Genomic DNA, 19,787 nt, shown 5'->3' on the forward strand with positions numbered 1-19,787 from the left:
TCTGGCCCGAGAGGCGAGCCGGCGCGGGAACTCGCTATTCCCCGAAAAGTTCGCTCGACTGGCGCTGATCCAATCAAGCCAGACGCCGAAGCTTTGACCGGAAGCGCGTCGCGATCGCCTGACTAGATTCTAGATTGACCGACGAACCATCTCGCAAACGGATTGTAATTTCAACTCTTCGGAGCTGCGTGATCAGGCTCGCTATTGCGGTTGTGCCCCAGCAATCGATCGTAATTGTTACGAACTGTCTCATAGCACTCGCAGGCGCTTTCCCGTAGCGCTTCGACGTTTGTGATCTCGATCTTGCCTCGCCGGTATCGGATCATTCCTGCAGCTTGCAGCGTATGCGCCACCGGGGAAACGGTGGTTCGCCGGACACCCAGCATCTCCGCGAGAAACTCCTGCGTGAAAGGGAGCGTATCGTTTCCTGAGAGGTCGCGCGCACGCAGCAGCCAACGGCACAGCCGCGCCGTCGAATCGTGGAGGATGTTGCAGGCGGCGGACTGCTGCGCCTGGCCATAAACCGTCTGCTCGTGACTGATGATCATCGAAAGCATGCCCGGGCGGTCGAGCGCCACGCGCTTGAATGCGTCGGGCTCACACACCACACCATGTCCGCCGATTTGAACGATCGCGCGATTGAGGGCCAGCTTGCCGTCCAAAGCCGCCGAAGCGCCGACGACACCATCGCGGCCAACCATGGCGGCTTCAACGGTTTCTCCGCCCTCAAGCAGCACCACGAGCGAAATCACCGCATCGAATGGAAAGTAGACCCCGCTAATCTTCTCCCCGGCTTCATGCAGGATCTTGGTGTGCTCCAGCACGACAGGCCTGAGGTGAGGCCGCAATGCCTCGACATCCGGCGGGGCGAAAGACGACAGCAGCAGATTACTCGAAAACGACTGCATGAGAACTCCCGGATTGGCGGGAGCACTTGCGTCTCTCAGTCACGCGGCCGCCGGAGGGTTACCGCTGATTTTAAACGCTATCCTTTTCTCGGGAACGGCGTCTGTCCGGCACCCGACATTGCAAGTCGCTCCATGCTGAACCGCAAGGGCCAATCCGATCGTTGCACGCTGGAGAAGGGCCCGACGCAGTCGGCGCGCGGGGGATCATTGAGGATTGTCGTCTCCGGGATCGCCCAGCTCATGACCGCGAGCATTGATGGATTCAGTGCGCGAAAAATGCCCGACTACCCGGCTGCGAAACTATGGTGCGTTTTGCTGATTGAGCGCCTTGGCAAAACTGGAACGGAAACCTCACATCCGTTTGAAGCGAACCGATCACGATATCGGAACGGTCATAGGCGCCCCCGGTTGGCCCACTGTTGGTACAACGGAGGCAACTCATGAACTTGAAGCTCCTCGCCGCAGCGGCGGTTCTTTCAAGTGCGGTCGCAGCGCCGGCACTGGCGCAGGATGCTCACGGACGGTCGGATGCCATCCGTAAACCGCAGACTCAGGACCGGATCTATCATCGTCACGGCGGATTCTGGCCAGGTGAAATAGCCGCCGGCGTGGTTGGCGGCGCGATCGGCACGGCCGGCGCGATTGCGACGGCGCCGTTCCGAAACGACGTCTACGCCTACAATTATGGCTACGGGCCGCGCTACTACAATAGCGGCTTCGTCTGTCAGCCCGGAACGACATTCATCGGTGCGGACGGCCGGCGCCATATCTGTCAGTAGCTGACAACGGGCATTGGAGAAGAGTCGGTCCAACACCGCCTCTTCTCTTGTTTAGCGATTGCCTGAAGGCTTCTTCCCAGGCGGATCGCCGCCGCGGCCGACCCGGCTCACGCGCTGGGCCCGCTCCTTGTCTTTGGGTTGCTCCTGTCCCCGTTGATCACGGACGATGCCCTGATCATCGCTGCCATCGGATGATCCAGGATCAGCCGGTTCGGGCGCTGTCGCCTGCCGATGTTGCTCCTTACCTTCCCGGACCAGCAGGTCGTCGCCGAGCATTTGCCCGATGATCTGTTTGGTCTGAGCCTCGACCTTCTCATGAAACTTGCTCATGGCGGGCCTCCTTCCATCGAAGAACGATGTCAGGCTGCAATGTTTCCATGTGTTTCCAGGCAGGATTTTGCCCCGCCCCGGGGCACTGAGGCCGGTTCCGCACAAATGTAAAATCGTGTCGCAGAGCAAAACTAAACGGGACCCCGCCGCATGTTTATCTGGCTACCCGATGAGCCAATGACCCTTGTGGATATCGAACTTCACCAGACCTTCGTCGCGCATCTTCAGAAGCAGCGATTGGCAGGCTTCCTCATTGGGGAGATTGGCACGCCGCATGAGTTGGTAGGCCTTGAGCGGCTTCTCGCGAAGCGCTTTCAGGATGTTCTCGCGATCTTTCAGCATGACTGGTCCTGTAGTAATCCAAAATTGACGTTGATCATGAACTGCTCAGGCAGCCATGACGAGTTTGATCTGGCCGTCTTCAAGATTTCCAGCCGCGAGCGCATCGCGCGCCATCTTTTCGATAACAGGCCAATTTGCGAGAAGAAATTTTTGCGCCAGCGCCTTCGTCGGCAACTCGGTTTGCAGAATGCAGCGCTGCCGCGCAGTTCCGTTCGCGATCTGAAAAGACACCGCTTGCGGCCCCTCGATGATCTCTTGTTCGGTGGGCTTGGCAGCTATCCGCATCCGTTATTCCTTTTTGAGCGTCCGATTAGGTCAGGCTATCGGGATCGATAGTAGCCACCGCGCCTAGTGTGTTTCTTGGCTATTGCGAATGAGCGGCTAGCTAGGACTGATCGTCCTCCGCCTCCGGGGCGCGTTTCGGCTTGTGATCCGCGATTGGCTGCGTATTGCGCACTGCCTCGGTCAGCATCAGGCGCAACTCATCCTTTGTCATCGGTGGTTGCCGCGTGGTTGACGATTTCCATTGTGCCATCGAGTTCATATGGGGTGCCCGAGCGAGAATTAAACCCTCGTGACTCGCTGAATCCGCGGACAATGCGGCCAGGACCGGGCGACCCAGTATTCCAGTGATTGAACCGATAGGCCGCGGCGTACTGGATTGCATGCGCAGAGGATGAGACCAGAGGACCGACGCCGGACTTCAAAACAAAAACGGCGGGTACTACCCCGCCGCCTTGAAACCGATGATCGCCAAATGAACCTACAGCAGCCCCATATCCAGCATGCCCGGCAGTTGCGCGAGCGGCAGCGCGGCGGCGCCGACCAGGGTAGCGACCAGCGCGGCAAGCCGATGGTTGCTGTGGCGCTTGCCGCGCATCTGGCTGGCGATCCATTCCAACACCTTGGTGTCGATGTTGGCGGCCTTCACCGGCGCCCAGCTCTCGATCGGCGTATCCGACGACAGCGCCACCGTGCGCGGCGGCACCGGCAGGCCGGACTCGGAAGCGGCATGGTGGGCGACCGCCTTGGCCAGCAAATCGTCGAAACGTCCGTCGTCGGTGCGTTCCGCAGCCGCATCGCTGATTTCGAACAACGCTTCGATTTCGGCGCGGCTCACCGGCTCATGCTCGACCGCGCTCACGGTGAGGATGCGTGCGCACCAGGCGGCGTCATCGGCATCGAGCGCGCGGGAGAAATGGATACGGCCCTTGGTCGTGGGACCTTCGCCGGTGATCACACCGTCGCGCACGATGGTAAGCGCATCAGCGGCGGTCTTGCGGCAGGATGGTTGGAGGGATATTTCAGTGGTCGGGGCAGACATAGTTGCACTTCTCAATTTCAATTCCAGTTCAGCATTTCCATACGGGCCATGAACGAGCGGTTAACAATTCGAAACCCGCATTCCCTGATTTTTACATGGTTGCCAATTGGTCGCTGTGAGGTCGGTCACGGTTCAGATCAATGCATTCCCGGGTGCAAAGCGGCCGGCGTGATGCGGGCCATAAAAGGCAATATCGGGGCAGCGACGGCAAAAAAGCGGAACGGTTGTGAAAACAAAAGGATGGCTCCCAAATCTGGCTTCCACCATCGAATGCAGGCCCGCCGGTTCTTTTCGTCGCAGAGGCGCGGACCAAGAGAAGATGCTAGGAGTTCCGGGCTCGCGGAGAAGGATCTCACCTTTTGCGCTAACCGGTTCACTTAACCGCTTCAGACTCCTATAATGTTAAAGGCAAATTTCCCTGTAACTTGAACAACATGAGGTAAAACCATGGCACTTCCGATAGGCGCTGTCGCCCCCGATTTCGAAGCCGAAACCACTGAGGGAAAAATTAAATTCCACGACTGGATCGGAAATAGCTGGGCGATGCTGTTCTCGCACCCCAAGGATTTCACCCCGGTCTGCACCACCGAGCTCGGCTTGCTCGCCAAGCTGAAACCGGAATTCGACAAGCGCGGCGTCAAGCTGATTGGCCTGAGCGTCGATCCTGTCGAGCGCCATTCCAAATGGTCGGAGGACATCAAGGAGACGCAGGGTGCTGCGCCGAACTATCCGATGATCGGCGATACCGACTACAACGTCTCCAAGCTTTACGAGATGCTGCCGGCTTCGACCTCGGGCGATCCACTCACCCGCACGCCTGCGGACAACCAGACCGTCCGCAACGCGATCGTGATCGGCCCCGACAAGAAGATCAAGCTGACGATCGTCTATCCGATGACCACCGGCCGCAACTTCCAGGAGATCCTGCGCGCGATCGACTCGCTGCAGCTGACCGCAAAGCATCGCGTCGCCACGCCGGCCGACTGGAAACAGGGCGAGGACGTCATCATCGCGGGCTCCGTCAGCGACGACGAGGCGAAGACGATCTATCCGGCCGGCTGGAAGGCGCCGAAGCCCTATATCCGGATCGTGCCGCAGCCGAAGTGACCGCGCAGCGGTCATCCCGGAATGGTCCGAAGGACCATATCCGGGATCTCGAGATTCTCTGGTGCGCAATTGCGCACCAGAGTCTGGTGCTAACGCACCATCCCGGAATGACAAACTAAGTTTTCGGCACCGGCTTCCGGTTTCGCGGGCGGCGTGATGCACCGCCGTGACTGCCTCGTCAGGCGGCGCGGACGCGGTCGAGGAATTTTTCGACCTCGGCCTTCAGGTGCAGGCTTTCGCTCGACAGATTCTGCGCAGAGGCAAACATCCGGCTCGAGGTCTCGCCGGTCTCGTCGGCGCCCTGCGCGGCGTTGCGGATGTTGGCGGCAACATCGGCCGTGCCGCTCGCCGCCGCGCGCACGCTCTGCGCGATGTTCTGGGTCGCGCCGCGCTGCTGCTCGACCGCCGCCGAGATCGAGGTGGCAATATCGCTGATGCGCTCGATGGTCTGACCGATCGCCTTGATCGCGCTGACCGACTCTTCGGTCGCAAGCTGCATGCTGCCGATCTGGCTGGAAATCTCTTCCGTCGCCTTCGCGGTCTGGCCGGCGAGGCTCTTGACCTCCTGCGCCACCACGGCAAAGCCGCGGCCGGCATCGCCTGCCCGCGCCGCCTCGATGGTGGCGTTGAGCGCCAGGAGGTTGGTCTGCTCGGCGATCGAGGTGATCAGCTTCACCACGTCGCCGATCCGGGCGCCGGCTTCCGACAATTCGTTGATGCGCTGGTCGGTGGCGGCGGCCTGCTTGACGGCGTCGGCCGCGATGCCGTTCGATTCCTGGACTCGGCGGGTGATTTCGGCGATCGAGCTGGAGAGCTCGTCGGAGGCGGCCGCCGCGGTGCGGACATGCTCGGAGGCGGTCTCAGAAGCGCCGGCCGACTTACCGGACAGGCTTGCGGTAGTCCGCGCGGTGTCGGTGAGCTGCCGCGCGACACGCTCGAACTCGCCGGAGGAGTTCAGCACCTTATCGAGGATGCCGCCGATGCTGGTCTTGAACTCGTCGACGAAGCCGCGCAATTCCGACTTGCGCTGCTCGGCAGCGGCCGCGGCAGCCGCGGTCTGCTCGTCGCGCAAGCGTCGGCGTTCGACCGAATTGTTCTTGAACACCGCAAGCGTACGCGCAATCTCGCCGATCTCATCCGTCCGGTCGTCGCAGTCGATTTCGACGTCGGCGTTGCCGTTGGCGATGGCGGTAAGCGAGGCCGTGACCGACGTCAGCGGCTTGGTCACCTGGCGCACGATCAGCATCGTCAGCATCATCACCAGAAGGGCGGCAATGCCGGCTGCGATCGCCATGTTCTGAATGGCATGCGACAGCATGCTCTCGTAGTGAGCCATGGGAATGCCGACATACAGCAGCCCGATCACCTTGCCGGCCGGATTCAGGATCGGGTAGTAGGCCGTCATGAATGTCTTTCCGAACAGCGTCGCCGGGCCCCGATAGGCCTCTCCGCGCCGCACCACCGCCTGTCCGGGGTGATCGGCCGCGAGCTGGGTGCCGACGGCGCGGTCGCCGTTCTCCTTCTTCACATTGGTGGTGCGGCGGACGTACTGGTTGCTGGCGTCGTCATAGACGAAAAGCGTCGCGTTGCCGCCGGCATAGCCCACCGCGCGATCGACGATCGCATGGTCCTTGAACTCGGGCATCTTCGGAATCTCGGCCCGGGCGACCGCCCCATCCTTGAGTGTGATCTTGGCGTCGCTGTAGGTCTCGGCAAATGCCAGACCCAGCGTGCGCAGGTTGACCTCGATGTCCCGCAGCGCCCGGTCGCCGAATTCGGAGGTCAGCGACCAATGGGCCGCCCCGACCACCAGCGCGGTATTCACCGCGATCAGGAGGATCGCACAGATGACAGCCTTGGTACCGAGGCGCAGCTTGAGCGCCGGCAGGAACTTTCCAGTGGATTGCGTGGTCATGACGAGAAATTCCCCCAAAATCGCACCCAATCTGACCCGTTTTGCTTACGATCGCCTTAATGGGCACAACCCAGGGAAAATACTGATATGCTTCATGAAATTTATGCGTGCAGGAAAGGCAAACGCTCTACTTCAAACTGAGCGGCGGTTGACCACCAGCACGGCCGCCGCGCAGGCGGCCATGCCGGCGATCGAGACCGCGTCCAGCCGCTCGCCGAACAGCACGTAGGCCATCAGCGACGTCACCGCGGGCACCAGATAGAACAGGCTCGCTACCGACGTCGCGGCCGAGCGCCGGATCAGCCAATAGAGCAGCCCGATCGATCCGATCGACAGCACGACCGCAAGCCAGGCCAGCGCCAGGATGAACTCGGTGGTCCAATGCACCACATTGGTCTCGAACAGCCATGCGCCGAGACCGAACAAGATCGTCACCGCGACGTATTGCACGAGATTGCCGGACCGCCAATCGATCGCGCTGCAGTAGCGGCGCTGGTAAAGTGTGCCGAGCGTGATGCTGATTAGCGAGACAGCCGAGGCGAGCCACCCCCAACCCGCCTCTCCGCTCATCGGCCTGTCGTGCAGGATCAGCACGACGCCGGCGAGCCCGAGCAGCAACCCGCTCCATTGCAGCGGCGTGACGCGCTCGCCGAGCCAGCGGCTCGCAAGCGTCGAGGTGAGGATCGGCTGCAAGCCCGGAATCAAAGCCGAGAGCCCCGCCGGGATCGAGTGCGCAATCGCGATCGCCGTGCCGCCGAGATAGATGCCGTGCACCAGAATGCCGGCGACGGCGCTGTGTGCGATGCCGATGCGATTCGGCCAGCGCGGCCGCGCGACTACGACGATGATCGCCATCAGTCCTACCACGAACGCCATTCGGATCGCGAGATAGGTCAGCGGCTCGGCACTGTTCAAGACATATTTGGTGCCGATGAAGCCCGTGCTCCAGAGCACGACGAAGATCGCGGGCGCCGCGCGCGCGGCAATTTTTTCGAAGTCGCCAGTCATTTGCCGCCCGTGTTGCCCGATCGCATGTTGTGCGGCAAGATTGGTCACGCGGGACCGCCGGCGCGATTTCAGATATCGAAGAAGGAATTGTAAAAGCGCAGCGACCTTATCGAGGCATAGTCACGTTCTAGGGGCTTGCGAAATTGGTAAGGGGGCGATCACCACTCTTCCGGACAGGGATCGACGATCCTCCAGAGCTCGCGGCCGTTCCTGATCTTCTTCATCTCGGTGGTGAGCCCGCCGTTGCGGCGGATCCAGTCCTTCACCGTTTCCGGATAATAGGACATCAAGTCCGACGTCCCTTCAGCACTCGTGACCTTGATGCCGAAAGTGAAGGCCTTGTCGTAATAGGCCTGGTGGAAACCAACGCTCGCCTTCGGCGTGACGCAGATCTTGTTCATCGGCACGATGCCGAATACCAGCGTGCAGGCCGAGTTGCAGATGCCGTCGATGATGACCCGCTCCTTGCGGTCGCGGATGCGCTTGTACTTGGCCTTGTACTCCTCGACATAACCGCCGTGGTCGCGCGTGATATGCAAGTCGGCGCGCGCCGGGCTCGCGACCAGGACCGAGAGGGACAGCAAGGCAAGAGACGTGATGCGCATGGGTCGATCGGGAACCGGATAGCCTTTACTAGACGCGGATTGGTCGGCCCTTGAAGTCGGACCGGACAGAACTCTGGCCGGACTGTGTTGGGAATTCGTTAAGCATCCCTTGAGGCCAAAAATGGGCGCGTTAGGATGGCTTTCCGCAGCATTTCTGCCCGATTCTCCTAGAATGGGACGTTGGATCCGCCAAAATGGGAGGGGTTACGGGCTTCGATCGAATCATAGCTTGGGCTTCTATCTTCTTGTTTTAACGCGCTTTCTTCGCACGAATTTCTGCCCGTTCAGATCGAATCACGACAGTTTCAGTGGGACCTCCGGAGAATCGAAATGACCAAAGCAAAGTTTATCGTTGCCGCCGCCCTCCTCGCCACCGCGGCCCTCGCCCCAAACTTGGCGGACGCCCGCCATAATCGGCACCTGCACAATTGGGGCCTGCCTTACGCCATCAGCTTCCTGCACAATTACGGGCCCGGCCCGCAGCCCGGCACCTTCGCCTATTATGACGGTCCCTCCACCATCCTCTGCCGCCAGGGCGCGGCCGCCTATATCGGCCAGGACCGCCGGCGGCATCCCTGCAACTAACCTCCGCTACTGGCTCTGTCAGGCCAAGTCTGATACGAGCCACCGCAGGCGCTCGTAGCTCAGCTGGATAGAGCATCGGATTTCGATTCCGAGGGTCGGGAGTTCGAATCTCTCCGAGCGCGCCATTTCGGTACAGAACTGGGCACACCAAAGCCAGCCGTTTTTGCGCTTGGGGCGGCGACGAGCGTACGCAGAAGTACGCTTTTCGATCCCATGATGCGCAGCTCCTTCTGATCGACTTCGACGCGCTGGGGCGAGCACGCGGAGATGATCACGACGATAGCCGCCGTTCTCGGTCCGCATGCGCTTGCGCGCTGTCCTGGCAAACGTCTTAAGGGTCTGCGGCGTGATGATGGGGCCCGCGCGATCAATCGCGTTCTCGGCCCGCACTGCGTCAAGGCGGGCCTGGTCGCGCGTGGCCTTGAGCTCGGCGACACGGTCTTTCAGTTGGGGATCAGAAAGATCGGCGACACCATTCTCGATGGCGTCATAAAGCCGCCTGAGTTTGGCATCTGCCTCGGCCGCCCGTTTGCGTAAGTCGGCGACATGCGACTTTCGGCGTTCGGCGCGCTCGGTGCGGCGATCGAGCACGTGTGACAAAAGTCGCTCAAGACGGCTCGGCTGTAACAGACGCTGTTCGATGTACTCCGCAACGAGATTGTCCAGCTTTTCCATGGGAACAGTGCGGCCTTTGCAGCCGGTCTCGCCCTGGCGGGCCTTGGTGCAACAGGTGTAGTAGCGATAACGGCCGCTCTTGCCCGTGCGCAGCGTCATCGCTCCACCGCAAGCAGCACAGAAGCAGATTGGGGCGCGCCGAAGATACGCGAGCGGCTGGCCCGGCTTTATCCGGATGTCCACACCCCGGCGACCCGATGCCGGCGCTCCTCAGCGGTCCAGGCCCGCGCCCGACGCCCACGCCAGCCTGCTGAAGCTGCCACCCCCTCAAATTATTTTTTGTGCCGCGACCCCGGCGCCGGGTTTGCGCCCTCTTGTCTGGGTGAATGCGCCATAGCGGCGCGTCACGAACCGGAGCACAGAACCATGTGGTATAGGAAGAACGTTGGCGGGTGGGAGCGCGCGGCCAGGCTGATCGGCGGGGGCTTGATGCTCATCTGCGGCGTGGTTGCGCTGCACGCTTCGCCGCTCGGGCTACTGCTCAGCGGCGCGGGTGTCGTGACGCTGGTCACCGGCGTGTTCGGCTATTGCCCTGCCTGCGCCATCGCCGGGCGCGAGCCACTAAAGGGGTGACTGCCTTGGCGCGCGTATCAGACGATCTCTTGCTCGCGGCACGGTCGGGTGACCGGCACGCGCTGACACAGCTATTGGTGGCGCTGCAGCCGGACATTCGACGCTACGCCCGGCGCCTTTGCTACCGCACCTCGGTTATCGAAGATGTGGTGCAAGAAGCACTCATCGTCGTGTACCGGCGCGTGGGCACGATCCGCAGTCCAGCCGCACTCGCCGGCTGGCTGCTGACCGTCATCGCGCGCCTTTGCATGCTGCCGGCGCTGATGCTGATGCGCGGAGTCGAGGAGCTGGCCAGCCTGGAAGAGTCACGCGAGCTCGCAAAGGTCCCGCCGGACGAGTTGCGCATAGACTTGGTCAATGCGATCGAGTCGCTTTCGCCGTCCCATCGCGAAGTGCTGCTGCTGCGAGATCTCGAAGATCTGACGATTTGGGAAATCGCCGGGCGGCTCGGCGTGACGCGCGAAGCGGCCAAAAGCCGCCTGCGCCGCGCCCGCGCACTGGTGCGCGAATACCTGCTCGGCACAAAGGACAGCGGACGAGAGAGCACATGAATTACTTTCGTGGAGTCGGCATGTTCGGGAGCGCCTTCCTGGGCGCACACCTGATGCGCGGCGCAGTTGCGGCGGCGCTACTCGCTTGGGCCATCGTCCACCAGACCGCGCACCCTTGGCTATCCTTGGGCGCGGGCGTTGCCGCCCTCGTCGCGCTACGCGGATGCCCGATGTGCTGGACAGTGGGTCTGGTCGAGACGCTTTCGCAAGGCCGTCGCGATTCAACCGCTGAACGCGCTGACCGGACATGGCTGCATTAACATTGCGACAGGACGGGAAGGAGGTGCCGTGCGGAAAACGATCGCGGTATTGGGCTCTGCCATCTTCTTTGCGGTTGCGCCCAGCTCGGTGGCGGGGCTCGTTCCCTGGTGGATTACGCGTTGGGAGTTTCGGCCGCCCTTCTTCGATCTCGACGCGACGCGCGCCGTCGGGATCCTGTTGATCGTCGCCGGTCTACCCGGGCTTGTCGACTCGTTTGCACGCTTTGCGCTGCAAGGATTGGGCACGCCGGCGCCGATCGCACCGACGCAGAACCTCGTGGTGACGGGTCTCTATCGCTATGTGCGCAATCCTATTTGCTAAGCTATTCTTGTCGGGTCGTGGGAGCACGCAATGTCGAAAGCAATTGCCGTCTTGGGCTCCGCTCTGTTCTTCGTCATTGCGCCGTTGGTGCTGGCAGGCTTCGTGCCCTGGTGGGTCACGCAGTGGGAATTTCGGCCAGCTTTTTTCGGCGTCGATCTAAGCCGCATCCTCGGCGGTATATTGATCATCGTCGGAGTGCCCGGACTTGTGGATTCATTTGCCCGTTTTGCGCTGGAGGGGCTCGGGACGCCCGCCCCGATCGCGCCGACACAAAAGCTCGTAGTGACTGGCCTTTATCGCTACGTGCGAAATCCGATCTACATCGCGGTCGTCGCAGTCATTTTTGGTCAGGCCCTTTTGTTTGGTGACTGGCGTCTCCTCTGGTACGGCGCGCTACTCTGGCTTTTTTTTCATGTCTTTGTGGTGATGTACGAAGAACCGACGCTCAAGCAAACATTCGGCACGGAGTACGAGAGCTTTCGGACTAATGTGCCGCGCTGGATTCCGCGGTTGACGCCATGGCGAGCCGCATAAAGGAATCGCTGCAAGCGGCTCGATGCCGGCTGCAACAAACAGTGCGAGACGCGAAGCGTAGCAAGCGCGCCTAGCGGCCTCGCCCCGGAGGGCCCACTACCTTAGCCGCCAGGTCGAAATAACGCATGGGCCGGGGCAACTGCTCCGCACGCCGTGTCTTTCCGATCCCGGCCGGCTTCGCCTGCGCATTATGAGGACCGAATCTGGCCCATAGGAGAAGAATCCTGATCGTGGCAAATAGGGCTGCTTATTGGGGTACTTCCGCCATCGCCGTGGGCGCGGGCCTGTGATCGCAGATGCGGCACACCGTGACTGCGTGTGGAGGCCGCAATCGCGGTGATGAAGCGTAGCGCTTAATCGTAGGCCTTCGCTTTTTCAGCTAGGGCGGCGTGTCGTAGGCTCCCACATCATAGCGCCACGGCGAAGCAATAGTGCCCATCTTCATCGACCGTGGCGCGCCACTCCGATACACGCTATCGCCGCCAACTTCGGCCGGGCCTTCGATTGACTTTGTCAAGTTGTCGAGTTGAGTGCACTGTCACCACCACCGACGCCGATCAACCGCTTGTCCCGCGCAGGACGATGCCGACAACGGCGCCGACGAACAGCAAGGCGCATGCGGTCGATTGGATGAAGAACCCGGGCAGACGCTTCTCCACAGCTTTGATGTAGCCAGTGAAGTACAATACACGTCCGCCAATCCAGACGAGTCCGAGCATCGCGGCCGCGATGTCGTTCAGATAAATCGCGCAAAGCCACAGCGGCAACAGGAAGGTCGGCATCCATTCGAGCGTGTTCATGTGCACGCGAAACACGCGCTCGAAGTCGGCATTACCGGTCGTTGCCGGAAGCTTCACGTTGAACTTTCCATGTGCCGCCGCGACGCGCGTGGCCAGGAAGAAATGGAACGCCACAGTGAGCAACGAGACGATCGCAGCGTAGTATGGCATAGCAAATCCTATGCTGAAGCTCCGCCCGGCGACCGCTCGCCGTCGTCGGGCCGATTCACGGTCCCAGCTCCGAGCCGGTTGACATGCGGCCGTCAGGCCTTGCGGGCCAACAGGTCGGCATACCGCTTGAGGTACAGCGGCCAACCCTGATCGCCGGCAACTCCGTCGCGCTCGCTTTCCCAGCCTTCGCCGTGGCGCTCCAGATTCCGGTGCTCGATCTCGACGCGGGTGCGGTCAGCCGTCTCGGCGGTGAAGCGCACTTCCCACTCGCTGGTCCTGTCCGGATCGGTCTCGATCTGCCATTGCGGGCTGATGTCCCAGCTCAGGAGCACCCGGTCGGGCGGCTCGTAGGCCAGCACGCGCGCCCAGCGGCACTCGCTGCCGTCGACGCCACGATCATAGAGGTAGCCGCCGACCCGAGGCTCGAACACCGTCTCGGCAATCGGGACAGCGAGCATGTTGTGCTCGGGCGGTTTGAAACTGCCGAAGTCCTCGGTGAAGACCTTGAATGCGCGCTCGATCGGCGCCTCGACCACGACGGACTGTTTCACGGACGCAACTGATATATGCGCGTTCATTGTGACTCCTCTGGTGGTTGCTCGACGGCGACCTTGTAGGCCGCCAGCGTTTTGCTCCAAAACCGGTCGAGCCAAGCACGCATCTGGCCAAGCCCGTGTGGATCGATGTGGTAGACGTTGCTCGCACCCTTCGGCTCGGAACGAACCAGGCGCGATTCGCGCAGTACCTTGAGGTGCTGGGAAACAGCCGACTGCGAGACCGAAACCTGCCGGGTAATCTCCGCGACTGAGCGTGGGTGCTCTGCGATTAGCTCGAATATCGCGCGGCGGGTCGGGTCGCCAAGGGAGGCTAACTGGGCATTATCAACAGTCATAGCTTATGATTAGTATAAACTGATGATATTGTCAATCGGAGCCGCTCGCAGTGTGCCGGGGCGCGACGCGCTGGAGCAAACCGCCTCTTGGCGCGGCGGCGTCGGCTAAGGACTGGTTTCGCAGCCGTGCATCGACTTGCGCTCGATCAGGTCCCAACGGTTGCCACAGAGATCCTCGAAAACCGCGACGACTCCGTAGGCATCATGCCGTGGCTCTTCAACGAACCGCACGCCGGCTGCGATCATGCGCGCATGATCGCGATCGAAATCATCCGTCTCCAGGAACAAGAAGACTCGCCCTCCGGTCTGGTCACCAATGCGCGCCACTTGAGCCGGACCGTCAGCCCGCGCCAATAGCAGGCCTGAGCCGGGACCGCCCGGTGGGCGCACGACCACCCAACGCTTGCCGCCGCCGAGCGGCGTGTCCTCACACAGCTCGAAATCCAGGGCGCCGGTGAAGAAAGCGATCGCCTCGTCATAGTCCGCGACCACGAGGCTGACGAGGGAAAGATGCCGATTCATCGCTCATACCAAGCGAGTTCATCGACCGTGGCGCGCCACTTCGAGCCTGACGGGGCACGCCAAGCCCCGCCTGGCCGAACCTCGAAGACAAGCGACATGCCGCGATCAGGAACAGATCCAGATGATCGCAACCGCGATCGGAATACCCAAGCCAAGTGCGCCGAAAATCGCCGGGACGAAATCGGACAGCAGGCGTACGCCAGATGATGACATGACGTTGCTCCTTGGAGCCCCGCGAGCCTCTGCTCGCCCCCAAGATGAACGGTCAATCGCGCCCTCGAACTACGGTCGGTGGCGACTCCTTATGGGCGGCAATGTTGGGGCGTTATAGTTAACAAGGGGTTAATTCGGATAAGCGCGCGCGAGTGCTGCACATCTCGTTCGATCGAAGTTCCGAAAAGCGCGTCGTGCCGTCATCATCAGCCTCGCGCCTCCCGGTTCGGCCCGCCCGCCTTCAGGAGTGGCGCCCATTCGACGCCACTCCCTTCAGCGGCGCAGGCGCCGATCAGAACGAGCAGCCGTAGGCCGTGAGCGATGCCTTCGTCGCGTCCAGGGTCTGCTTGCAGGTCGCTTCCATGGTCGCTTTCGTCGACGGATTCTTGGCCATGTCGACCCACGCCTTGCGCGTCTGGTCGATCTGCGTCTTGTACATCGCGCGCTGTGCCTCGGGGACCTTGGAGACGACGCAGGCGTCATACTTGGTCAGGAAGTCGTCGCAGGAGGCGATGCCCGTGCTCTGCGCATGAGCGGTAGTGACGCCCGCGAGCAAGGCGACGCCCGCCGCGAGTGATAGCACCTGTCGATGGTTCGCGCGCGAACCTGCCGCGGCCTTGGATGTTGCTTGACGCATGATTTTTATTCCTCTGTAACAACTGAACAATCTGGATCGCCGGCAAACGCCCGCCGTCGCCCAGATCTCCCCGATCGACTCGCAAAGCATCGCGCGCCGACAACCGGTCGGCGGTGCGGACGTTGAGCAATCAAGCGTTGAGCAGTTCGAGGCGAGACCGGGCACCACCGTGCCGGCCACGAATAATTGTTCCGTCAATTTGGCGAGATTATGGGTGACGACACCGTGACGTTGTGATGACCGCTTGTCGGCGATGGACGGGCGCCATCATGTTGCCGTGCGATGCCGTTGCGCCGAAGGCGAGCTCACGCGGCCGAGGTATCGATCGAGCGGCGTATCACCTTCCGTACCTCGGCATTGGATAGAAACAGATCGTGGTTGATGATGCCCCAGCCTGAATCGGACGCATCGATGACGCGCACGCCGAGCTGTTCGATAGTGGCCTTCTCGGCGGCGCCGACCCGCGTCATCCCGCCTGCCAATCGTCCCGACAACGCAAGTGCGCGATCATTCGTCGAGGCGACGACGGTGATCTTGCGGGTGAGCGGTCCGATATTCTGGGTCGCCGAAGAGAACACATCCATATCGATGTCCGGTGAGGCGAACACCACGGCCCCGATCTTGCCGGCAACGCTGTCGCCATATCGCGCATAGAGCTGGCGCAGCCCTTCGAGGGTCAGCATGGTGCCCATGCTGTGCGCGACGATGTGAACGCGGCCGACGCTCGGGGCAGTCGCGAGGGAATGCAGCACGCGCTCGAAGGCATCGCGGGAGTACATCGCACTGTCGCGGTCATAGGCGTAATCGAACAGTCCCGCCTTGGACGGCCAGGAGAACACCATCGTCTGGCCGCGGAATCTGATGCCGTCGGCGAGGTGCGCGGCATCGAGCGCCGCCGTCTCGAACGTCTGCTTGAAACCGTGCACGTAAATCAGCACGTCCGAGCCGCCGCTGGCTTGCCCGAGAAGATCACCGACCTCTCCCGATACTGGCTCGACCGTATCGAGACGCCAATCGCCAAGTCCGGCTGCGGCGAGCGAGAAACGATTCTCGTCGGGCGGCACCAGCTTCGCCCGTGCCACGATCATCTTCGAAGCCCGCTCCGGCCCGAACCACGGTTTCGCACGCCCGCCGCTCACCGGCTTGCGCGTGGTTGCGATGAGCAATGTCGGCTCCACCGAGAGCGACGAAGCGTCGTAACGCGCGCCCGTCGCGCCGAGGCTGGCGCATCCGCCGAGCGCAAGCGCGCTGGCCGAAGACACAATTCCGCGCAGGAACGCGCGGCGCGACCTAAAAGTCTCGTTTTGCTGCAAATGTGGGATGATCACGTAGGACCTTTGGGAACATTGCCCCGTAGCACCGCCCCGCACGTCTCCTGAATTAGGATGGCGAGAAAAGGGCGGGCCGATCGCTGACACGGTTTGTTTTAGATGGTTCCGGTTCCGTCGCAATTCTGTGATCGCGAGCCGGCGCGACGAAACCATTCTGCTCCGCCGCGAAGCGCTCCGGAAACAAAGTGCCGCTAGGGTCCCACAATCAAACCAGGGGTTAGATCATGTTGGTATCGGTCCTGAACCTCATCTACCGCGAATTTCTCAAGCGCGCCCTTCTCGGCATGGCAATACAGGGAGGAAGGCTATGACCGAGGTCGTGGCGGCATTCCTCATCTTCGTCAGCATCGGCATATTCCTGGCCCACGCATTTGACGCCTATCGCCTGCGTTAGATCTGCGCCTAACCCCCATTGATGCAATTGCTTGCGAGATCAGGCGACGTTCTCAAGGACGCAAAGGGCGCGCTCCTCCACGGGCCCATCCTTTGTGGCGATAACCACGTCGCGGTCGGGGGAATTTTCCGAATAGTTCCGCCGGCGGCCGAAATTCGTGGCGAGGACATCCTTGGGATTTGCCGCGATCCATTGCGACAGATGGTCTCGTGGATGCCGGATTGAATCCGATCAGGATGCGCGCCGGTCCGCTGCCGACATGCTTGATCGAATGGGCCCACAGCTTTGCGGAATGTAGCCGACGTCGCCCTTCTGCGATCGCTCGGTCCGGCAGCCTCGCCATGGACAGCGCCGCCAATGCAGCGTCCGCAGCGCGCGTGCAACACGGACGTCAGGGCCCGGCTGCCCCCTCCAGACCGTCGCAGGCTCAGTTGAATGGCTATTAAATCAACGGGTTAGACAGACGCTCGGGGATGATGCTAGAGAACACTGGCGCCCAGCGGGATTTTCGATTCCGAGGGTCGGGAGTTGTGGTTCTCGCAGCGGCGCTGGTTCAGCTTACGGCTATTCGGACATTTCATATGAGAAAGATCATCCTGACGCTGGCGATCCTGTATCCGGCGGCGGCGCTGGCTCAGGGAACGAGTACCCCGGCCGCCCCGGCCAATCCTCCCACCATCGGCGGCAAACCGCTGGTTGTGGTCGGGTCGAAGAATCCGACAGCGGGCAAGAAAGAAAAACCTTTGTCGGTCGCCCAAAAGTTGCAGGCCTGCCAGGACATCGACGATGCGACCAAGGAACGCCTGAATTGCTACGACGCCATTTATGCGCCACAGCCCAAACCAAAGGCGCCGGCGGCGAAGGGCGTCAATGACTGCCGCTTCGTCAAGGAGGAAGACGAACGGTTGACCTGCTATAATGGTTTTGCGGACAAGATTCCGAAGCTACCGCGCTAAATCAGGCGGGGCGCTTACCAGGTGTTCCAGCTCGGGCCACCGAAGAAGCCAAACTGTGACTGCTGCGCGACCCGCACTTGCGGCGGCTGCGCGAATTGCATCGGCGGCGCCTGACGGCTTCTTGCCACCTTGCGCTTGCGCTGGATCGGCGGCTCCGGCTTCTTCGCCTCCGCCGGGACGTATTGGGCAAACGCCTGAGCGGCGGTGTCGGCCGAGGCAGGGGCTGCGGCAGGCGCGGACGGCGCAACCGCTTGGGCGGTCACGGACGGCGGCGGAACAATGATCGGAAGGTTGGTGTCAAAGACCACCCGCTCCGGCAGCTTCTGGTCGGAACGAATGCGCACCACAGTTTTGTCGACCGAAGAAACGGCCTGGCTGGCCACGACCGCCTGTTCTGGGACAAACGCATCGATCGCCAACAACAGCGCGAGCAGCACTCCGCCGACAAACAGGAAATAACGCGCCACGGGCATTGGTCTTGCTCCCCCGCGCGAACGCGCGGTTTAATCGCCCAACGGGCCATATAGCGTTTAGTTCCTGCTCAACTTGCAAGGTTCAAAGGCGCAGGTCACATTTTGGAGATGAAACGTGAGTTCGGCCGCACAGGGTTAAACGCGGCTGGCTGTCACCAGTGAACATTTTGCCTTATTCGCGTTGACGTTGACGAACCCGACCAGCACGCGTGCGTATCGCTTCCGGCTCTTCATGTTCACGGTATCGGAAATGATCCGCCTGCGTGCGGTCAGATGGCTGCCGTCCCGGCGGATGAAATTGCAGGCGATCTCGATATCCCTCACTGCGTAGTCATTGGTATTGCGAAGCGTGAAGGTCACCAGCGCTTTCGAGCCGAGCCCGCCCCTTCGCCATGACTGCGAGACGATTTTCAGGCCGTCGAGCGGCGAATTGGCAGGGGCAATCGTCTCTGGCAGCACGATGTCGGAAGGTACCGCCTGATTGGGATCGGTAGAAACTGCTGACGGACCCGGACTCGGCGAGGTCGCCTGAGTCGCGACCGGATCATCCGTGCGGGATATGCCTTGCGTGAGGCCGGCAACTTCAGACGGCGTCGCTGCTGAATGGCTTTCGGCATCGCTCGCTTGCGGGAGCATCAACCATATGGCGCATCCAACGATAGCGATGGCCGGCAGCACGGCAAGCCGCGCTTCGAATTTTCCGAACGACCACCCGGCGATTCTCATACCCTCGCCCTCACCCGGCAGCGTCGGCAATTGCCGTGCCGCGCAAGAAAAAAGCCATACGGGCGTTTTCCCGTACGGCTTCTATCACGACCGCCGCTGTACGGATCCCGCCGCCGTCAACAATCATCCAGGGCAGCAATGGTTTCATGCCACCTCGACAATATTGCGGCGGCGGTGCAAGGCTTGCAGGATAAGGCTTGCAGGATAGAGTTGTGCATTGGCTGGCTTCATTACCGTCGCGGCGCAACCGACCTTCAGCGCCGCAACAACAATGCCGCAACAACAATGCCGCAACAACAATAATGGGAGACCGATCGAGATGCCGACCGTTACCTGGGACCATGTGCATTTGCGCAGCCCCGATCCCGAAGCGACTGCCGCCTGGCTGCAAGACATTCTGGGCGGCGAAATCGTCCGCGCCCCGGGGCGGATCGACGTCAAACTGGGCGGCGCCAACGTGTTCATCGCGCCGGTTGCCGTCGGCGACGGCGTCAGTGCGCCGCCCGTGACGCCTTATCAGGGGCTCGACCATTTCGGCCTGACGGTGAAAGACATCGACGCGGTCGCCGCCGAGATCAAGGCCAAGGGCGTCGAGTTCACGAAGGAACCGACCACCATACGTCCAGGCGTTCGCATCTGCTTCATCCGTGGCCCGCAGGGCATCTCAATCGAACTGCTCGAACGCGACAAGAAATATGCCTGACGCGCCGGTGAGCATGTCTTTCTGAAATTGTCGTCACCCGGCACCGGGTCTCGCCTTCGGCGAGCCCGATGACAGGCTCCAGCGGGTGACCCAGTATTCCAGGGGCACCAAACAAAACCGAGAGGCCGCAGCGTACTGGACACTCCGCCTTCGCGGAATATGACAGTCGTGG

At 61.6% G+C, this 19,787-nt stretch carries 26 protein-coding genes, 1 tRNA gene and 1 pseudogene; 12 read left to right on the forward strand and 16 right to left on the reverse strand.

Going from position 1 to position 19,787, the window contains the following annotated elements:
- Nucleotides 1–170 precede the first annotated feature (170 nt).
- Nucleotides 171–908: a Crp/Fnr family transcriptional regulator gene (locus V1273_RS21230; RefSeq protein ID WP_334381900.1), complete on the reverse strand. Its 738-nt coding sequence runs from the start codon at nucleotides 906–908 to the stop codon at nucleotides 171–173.
- 440 nt (nucleotides 909–1,348) lie between these two features.
- Between V1273_RS21230 and V1273_RS21235 the strand changes: the two genes are divergently transcribed.
- On the forward strand, nucleotides 1,349–1,687 hold the full coding sequence (locus V1273_RS21235) for a hypothetical protein (RefSeq protein ID WP_334363260.1): 339 nt from the start codon (nucleotides 1,349–1,351) through the stop codon (nucleotides 1,685–1,687).
- A gap of 51 nt (nucleotides 1,688–1,738) precedes the next feature.
- Here the strand turns inward: V1273_RS21235 and V1273_RS21240 are convergent, their stop codons facing one another.
- Entirely contained in the window at nucleotides 1,739–2,017 is a 279-nt protein-coding gene (locus tag V1273_RS21240; RefSeq protein WP_334410767.1) for a hypothetical protein, read from the reverse strand.
- A 150-nt stretch (nucleotides 2,018–2,167) separates the two neighbouring features.
- On the opposite strand from V1273_RS21240, the gene V1273_RS21245 reads away from it, so the two are divergent.
- On the forward strand, nucleotides 2,168–2,695 hold the full coding sequence (locus V1273_RS21245; protein ID WP_334410768.1) for a hypothetical protein: 528 nt from the start codon (nucleotides 2,168–2,170) through the stop codon (nucleotides 2,693–2,695).
- 427 nt (nucleotides 2,696–3,122) lie between these two features.
- On the opposite strand, the gene V1273_RS21250 is transcribed toward V1273_RS21245, so the two are convergent.
- On the reverse strand, nucleotides 3,123–3,683 hold the full coding sequence (locus V1273_RS21250) for a hypothetical protein (RefSeq protein ID WP_334410769.1): 561 nt from the start codon (nucleotides 3,681–3,683) through the stop codon (nucleotides 3,123–3,125).
- A gap of 447 nt (nucleotides 3,684–4,130) precedes the next feature.
- Here V1273_RS21250 and V1273_RS21255 point away from each other — a divergent pair, with 447 nt between their 5' ends.
- The gene (locus V1273_RS21255; RefSeq protein WP_334363265.1) at nucleotides 4,131–4,790 is read left to right on the forward strand and encodes a peroxiredoxin; all 660 of its coding nucleotides are present in this window, start codon (nucleotides 4,131–4,133) and stop codon (nucleotides 4,788–4,790) included.
- A gap of 178 nt (nucleotides 4,791–4,968) precedes the next feature.
- Here the strand turns inward: V1273_RS21255 and V1273_RS21260 are convergent, their stop codons facing one another.
- The 3 genes from V1273_RS21260 to V1273_RS21270 all read right to left on the reverse strand — a co-directional run bounded on the left by V1273_RS21260 (nucleotide 4,969) and on the right by V1273_RS21270 (nucleotide 8,318).
- On the reverse strand, nucleotides 4,969–6,705 hold the full coding sequence (locus V1273_RS21260; protein WP_334363266.1) for a methyl-accepting chemotaxis protein: 1,737 nt from the start codon (nucleotides 6,703–6,705) through the stop codon (nucleotides 4,969–4,971).
- A 132-nt stretch (nucleotides 6,706–6,837) separates the two neighbouring features.
- Nucleotides 6,838–7,713: a DMT family transporter gene (locus V1273_RS21265; protein WP_334410770.1), complete on the reverse strand. Its 876-nt coding sequence runs from the start codon at nucleotides 7,711–7,713 to the stop codon at nucleotides 6,838–6,840.
- 158 nt (nucleotides 7,714–7,871) lie between these two features.
- Nucleotides 7,872–8,318: a hypothetical protein gene (locus V1273_RS21270; RefSeq protein ID WP_334363268.1), complete on the reverse strand. Its 447-nt coding sequence runs from the start codon at nucleotides 8,316–8,318 to the stop codon at nucleotides 7,872–7,874.
- A 330-nt stretch (nucleotides 8,319–8,648) separates the two neighbouring features.
- Here V1273_RS21270 and V1273_RS21275 point away from each other — a divergent pair, with 330 nt between their 5' ends.
- The 3 genes from V1273_RS21275 (at nucleotide 8,649) to V1273_RS21285 (ending at nucleotide 9,440) form a co-directional block, all read left to right on the forward strand.
- Nucleotides 8,649–8,903: a hypothetical protein gene (locus V1273_RS21275; RefSeq protein WP_334381896.1), complete on the forward strand. Its 255-nt coding sequence runs from the start codon at nucleotides 8,649–8,651 to the stop codon at nucleotides 8,901–8,903.
- Between the two features lie 48 nt (nucleotides 8,904–8,951).
- Nucleotides 8,952–9,028: transfer RNA gene (locus V1273_RS21280), tRNA-Arg, on the forward strand.
- A 142-nt stretch (nucleotides 9,029–9,170) separates the two neighbouring features.
- The gene (locus tag V1273_RS21285) at nucleotides 9,171–9,440 is read left to right on the forward strand and encodes a hypothetical protein (protein WP_334381895.1); all 270 of its coding nucleotides are present in this window, start codon (nucleotides 9,171–9,173) and stop codon (nucleotides 9,438–9,440) included.
- Between the two features lie 162 nt (nucleotides 9,441–9,602).
- On the opposite strand, the pseudogene V1273_RS21290 reads toward V1273_RS21285, so the two are convergent.
- A pseudogene (locus V1273_RS21290) lies at nucleotides 9,603–9,677 on the reverse strand (hypothetical protein); the annotation flags it as partial.
- 267 nt (nucleotides 9,678–9,944) lie between these two features.
- On the opposite strand from V1273_RS21290, the gene V1273_RS21295 reads away from it, so the two are divergent.
- The 4 genes from V1273_RS21295 to V1273_RS21310 all read left to right on the forward strand — a co-directional run bounded on the left by V1273_RS21295 (nucleotide 9,945) and on the right by V1273_RS21310 (nucleotide 11,818).
- The gene (locus V1273_RS21295; RefSeq protein WP_092512150.1) at nucleotides 9,945–10,151 is read left to right on the forward strand and encodes a YgaP family membrane protein; all 207 of its coding nucleotides are present in this window, start codon (nucleotides 9,945–9,947) and stop codon (nucleotides 10,149–10,151) included.
- Nucleotides 10,152–10,156: 5 nt separating this feature from the next.
- Entirely contained in the window at nucleotides 10,157–10,702 is a 546-nt protein-coding gene (locus tag V1273_RS21300; protein ID WP_334381894.1) for an RNA polymerase sigma factor, read from the forward strand.
- A gap of 288 nt (nucleotides 10,703–10,990) precedes the next feature.
- On the forward strand, nucleotides 10,991–11,284 hold the full coding sequence (locus V1273_RS21305; protein ID WP_334381893.1) for a hypothetical protein: 294 nt from the start codon (nucleotides 10,991–10,993) through the stop codon (nucleotides 11,282–11,284).
- Between the two features lie 30 nt (nucleotides 11,285–11,314).
- On the forward strand, nucleotides 11,315–11,818 hold the full coding sequence (locus tag V1273_RS21310; RefSeq protein WP_334410771.1) for a methyltransferase family protein: 504 nt from the start codon (nucleotides 11,315–11,317) through the stop codon (nucleotides 11,816–11,818).
- A gap of 557 nt (nucleotides 11,819–12,375) precedes the next feature.
- Here the strand turns inward: V1273_RS21310 and V1273_RS21315 are convergent.
- The 6 genes from V1273_RS21315 to V1273_RS21340 form a co-directional block, all read right to left on the reverse strand.
- A complete protein-coding gene (locus tag V1273_RS21315) occupies nucleotides 12,376–12,741 on the reverse strand; it encodes an MAPEG family protein (protein WP_334410772.1) in 366 nt (121 codons plus the stop codon).
- Between the two features lie 119 nt (nucleotides 12,742–12,860).
- On the reverse strand, nucleotides 12,861–13,346 hold the full coding sequence (locus V1273_RS21320; RefSeq protein WP_334363277.1) for an SRPBCC family protein: 486 nt from the start codon (nucleotides 13,344–13,346) through the stop codon (nucleotides 12,861–12,863).
- Nucleotides 13,343–13,660 carry an ArsR/SmtB family transcription factor gene (locus tag V1273_RS21325; protein ID WP_065746034.1) on the reverse strand — a complete coding sequence of 106 codons (318 nt, stop codon included), beginning with the start codon at nucleotides 13,658–13,660 and terminating at the stop codon, nucleotides 13,343–13,345. The genes V1273_RS21320 and V1273_RS21325 overlap by 4 nt, the downstream gene beginning before the upstream one ends.
- A gap of 105 nt (nucleotides 13,661–13,765) precedes the next feature.
- Nucleotides 13,766–14,182: a VOC family protein gene (locus V1273_RS21330; protein ID WP_334410773.1), complete on the reverse strand. Its 417-nt coding sequence runs from the start codon at nucleotides 14,180–14,182 to the stop codon at nucleotides 13,766–13,768.
- A gap of 505 nt (nucleotides 14,183–14,687) precedes the next feature.
- A complete protein-coding gene (locus V1273_RS21335; RefSeq protein ID WP_028345464.1) occupies nucleotides 14,688–15,032 on the reverse strand; it encodes a hypothetical protein in 345 nt (114 codons plus the stop codon).
- A 305-nt stretch (nucleotides 15,033–15,337) separates the two neighbouring features.
- Nucleotides 15,338–16,294: an alpha/beta hydrolase gene (locus tag V1273_RS21340; protein ID WP_334381889.1), complete on the reverse strand. Its 957-nt coding sequence runs from the start codon at nucleotides 16,292–16,294 to the stop codon at nucleotides 15,338–15,340.
- A 1,044-nt stretch (nucleotides 16,295–17,338) separates the two neighbouring features.
- Between V1273_RS21340 and V1273_RS21345 the strand changes: the two genes are divergently transcribed.
- Nucleotides 17,339–17,713, forward strand: a complete 375-nt coding sequence (locus tag V1273_RS21345; protein WP_057843655.1) for a hypothetical protein — start codon at nucleotides 17,339–17,341, stop codon at nucleotides 17,711–17,713.
- Nucleotides 17,714–17,727: 14 nt separating this feature from the next.
- Here V1273_RS21345 and V1273_RS21350 read toward each other — a convergent pair whose 3' ends face one another.
- The 3 genes from V1273_RS21350 to V1273_RS21360 form a co-directional block, all read right to left on the reverse strand.
- Complete coding sequence (locus V1273_RS21350; RefSeq protein WP_334363281.1) at nucleotides 17,728–18,186, reverse strand: hypothetical protein; 459 nt, start codon at nucleotides 18,184–18,186, stop codon at nucleotides 17,728–17,730.
- A 135-nt stretch (nucleotides 18,187–18,321) separates the two neighbouring features.
- A complete protein-coding gene (locus V1273_RS21355; RefSeq protein WP_334410775.1) occupies nucleotides 18,322–18,912 on the reverse strand; it encodes a hypothetical protein in 591 nt (196 codons plus the stop codon).
- A gap of 10 nt (nucleotides 18,913–18,922) precedes the next feature.
- The gene (locus V1273_RS21360) at nucleotides 18,923–19,060 is read right to left on the reverse strand and encodes a hypothetical protein (protein ID WP_334381887.1); all 138 of its coding nucleotides are present in this window, start codon (nucleotides 19,058–19,060) and stop codon (nucleotides 18,923–18,925) included.
- 171 nt (nucleotides 19,061–19,231) lie between these two features.
- Between V1273_RS21360 and V1273_RS21365 the strand changes: the two genes are divergently transcribed.
- A complete protein-coding gene (locus V1273_RS21365) occupies nucleotides 19,232–19,615 on the forward strand; it encodes a VOC family protein (protein WP_334410776.1) in 384 nt (127 codons plus the stop codon).
- Nucleotides 19,616–19,787 lie beyond the last annotated feature (172 nt).

The organism is Bradyrhizobium sp. AZCC 1721 (assembly GCF_036924715.1).
Taxonomy (GTDB): domain Bacteria; phylum Pseudomonadota; class Alphaproteobacteria; order Rhizobiales; family Xanthobacteraceae; genus Bradyrhizobium.

What these genes read in the sequence shown, in the direction of transcription:
- V1273_RS21265 (WP_334410770.1), bottom strand. Translation starts at nt 7,713, where the DNA reads ATGACTGGCGACTTCGAAAAAATTGCCGCGCGCGCGGCGCCCGCGATC.
- V1273_RS21275 (WP_334381896.1), top strand. Translation starts at nt 8,649, where the DNA reads ATGACCAAAGCAAAGTTTATCGTTGCCGCCGCCCTCCTCGCCACCGCG.
- V1273_RS21330 (WP_334410773.1), bottom strand. Translation starts at nt 14,182, where the DNA reads ATGAATCGGCATCTTTCCCTCGTCAGCCTCGTGGTCGCGGACTATGAC.
- V1273_RS21335 (WP_028345464.1), bottom strand. Translation starts at nt 15,032, where the DNA reads ATGCGTCAAGCAACATCCAAGGCCGCGGCAGGTTCGCGCGCGAACCAT.
- V1273_RS21345 (WP_057843655.1), top strand. Translation starts at nt 17,339, where the DNA reads ATGAGAAAGATCATCCTGACGCTGGCGATCCTGTATCCGGCGGCGGCG.
- V1273_RS21270 (WP_334363268.1), bottom strand. Translation starts at nt 8,318, where the DNA reads ATGCGCATCACGTCTCTTGCCTTGCTGTCCCTCTCGGTCCTGGTCGCG.
- V1273_RS21285 (WP_334381895.1), top strand. Translation starts at nt 9,171, where the DNA reads ATGATCACGACGATAGCCGCCGTTCTCGGTCCGCATGCGCTTGCGCGC.
- V1273_RS21295 (WP_092512150.1), top strand. Translation starts at nt 9,945, where the DNA reads ATGTGGTATAGGAAGAACGTTGGCGGGTGGGAGCGCGCGGCCAGGCTG.
- V1273_RS21250 (WP_334410769.1), bottom strand. Translation starts at nt 3,683, where the DNA reads ATGTCTGCCCCGACCACTGAAATATCCCTCCAACCATCCTGCCGCAAG.
- V1273_RS21355 (WP_334410775.1), bottom strand. Translation starts at nt 18,912, where the DNA reads ATGAGAATCGCCGGGTGGTCGTTCGGAAAATTCGAAGCGCGGCTTGCC.
- V1273_RS21325 (WP_065746034.1), bottom strand. Translation starts at nt 13,660, where the DNA reads ATGACTGTTGATAATGCCCAGTTAGCCTCCCTTGGCGACCCGACCCGC.
- V1273_RS21320 (WP_334363277.1), bottom strand. Translation starts at nt 13,346, where the DNA reads ATGAACGCGCATATATCAGTTGCGTCCGTGAAACAGTCCGTCGTGGTC.
- V1273_RS21235 (WP_334363260.1), top strand. Translation starts at nt 1,349, where the DNA reads ATGAACTTGAAGCTCCTCGCCGCAGCGGCGGTTCTTTCAAGTGCGGTC.
- V1273_RS21260 (WP_334363266.1), bottom strand. Translation starts at nt 6,705, where the DNA reads ATGACCACGCAATCCACTGGAAAGTTCCTGCCGGCGCTCAAGCTGCGC.
- V1273_RS21230 (WP_334381900.1), bottom strand. Translation starts at nt 908, where the DNA reads ATGCAGTCGTTTTCGAGTAATCTGCTGCTGTCGTCTTTCGCCCCGCCG.
- V1273_RS21240 (WP_334410767.1), bottom strand. Translation starts at nt 2,017, where the DNA reads ATGAGCAAGTTTCATGAGAAGGTCGAGGCTCAGACCAAACAGATCATC.
- V1273_RS21360 (WP_334381887.1), bottom strand. Translation starts at nt 19,060, where the DNA reads ATGAAACCATTGCTGCCCTGGATGATTGTTGACGGCGGCGGGATCCGT.
- V1273_RS21245 (WP_334410768.1), top strand. Translation starts at nt 2,168, where the DNA reads ATGTTTATCTGGCTACCCGATGAGCCAATGACCCTTGTGGATATCGAA.
- V1273_RS21350 (WP_334363281.1), bottom strand. Translation starts at nt 18,186, where the DNA reads ATGCCCGTGGCGCGTTATTTCCTGTTTGTCGGCGGAGTGCTGCTCGCG.
- V1273_RS21255 (WP_334363265.1), top strand. Translation starts at nt 4,131, where the DNA reads ATGGCACTTCCGATAGGCGCTGTCGCCCCCGATTTCGAAGCCGAAACC.
- V1273_RS21310 (WP_334410771.1), top strand. Translation starts at nt 11,315, where the DNA reads ATGTCGAAAGCAATTGCCGTCTTGGGCTCCGCTCTGTTCTTCGTCATT.
- V1273_RS21365 (WP_334410776.1), top strand. Translation starts at nt 19,232, where the DNA reads ATGCCGACCGTTACCTGGGACCATGTGCATTTGCGCAGCCCCGATCCC.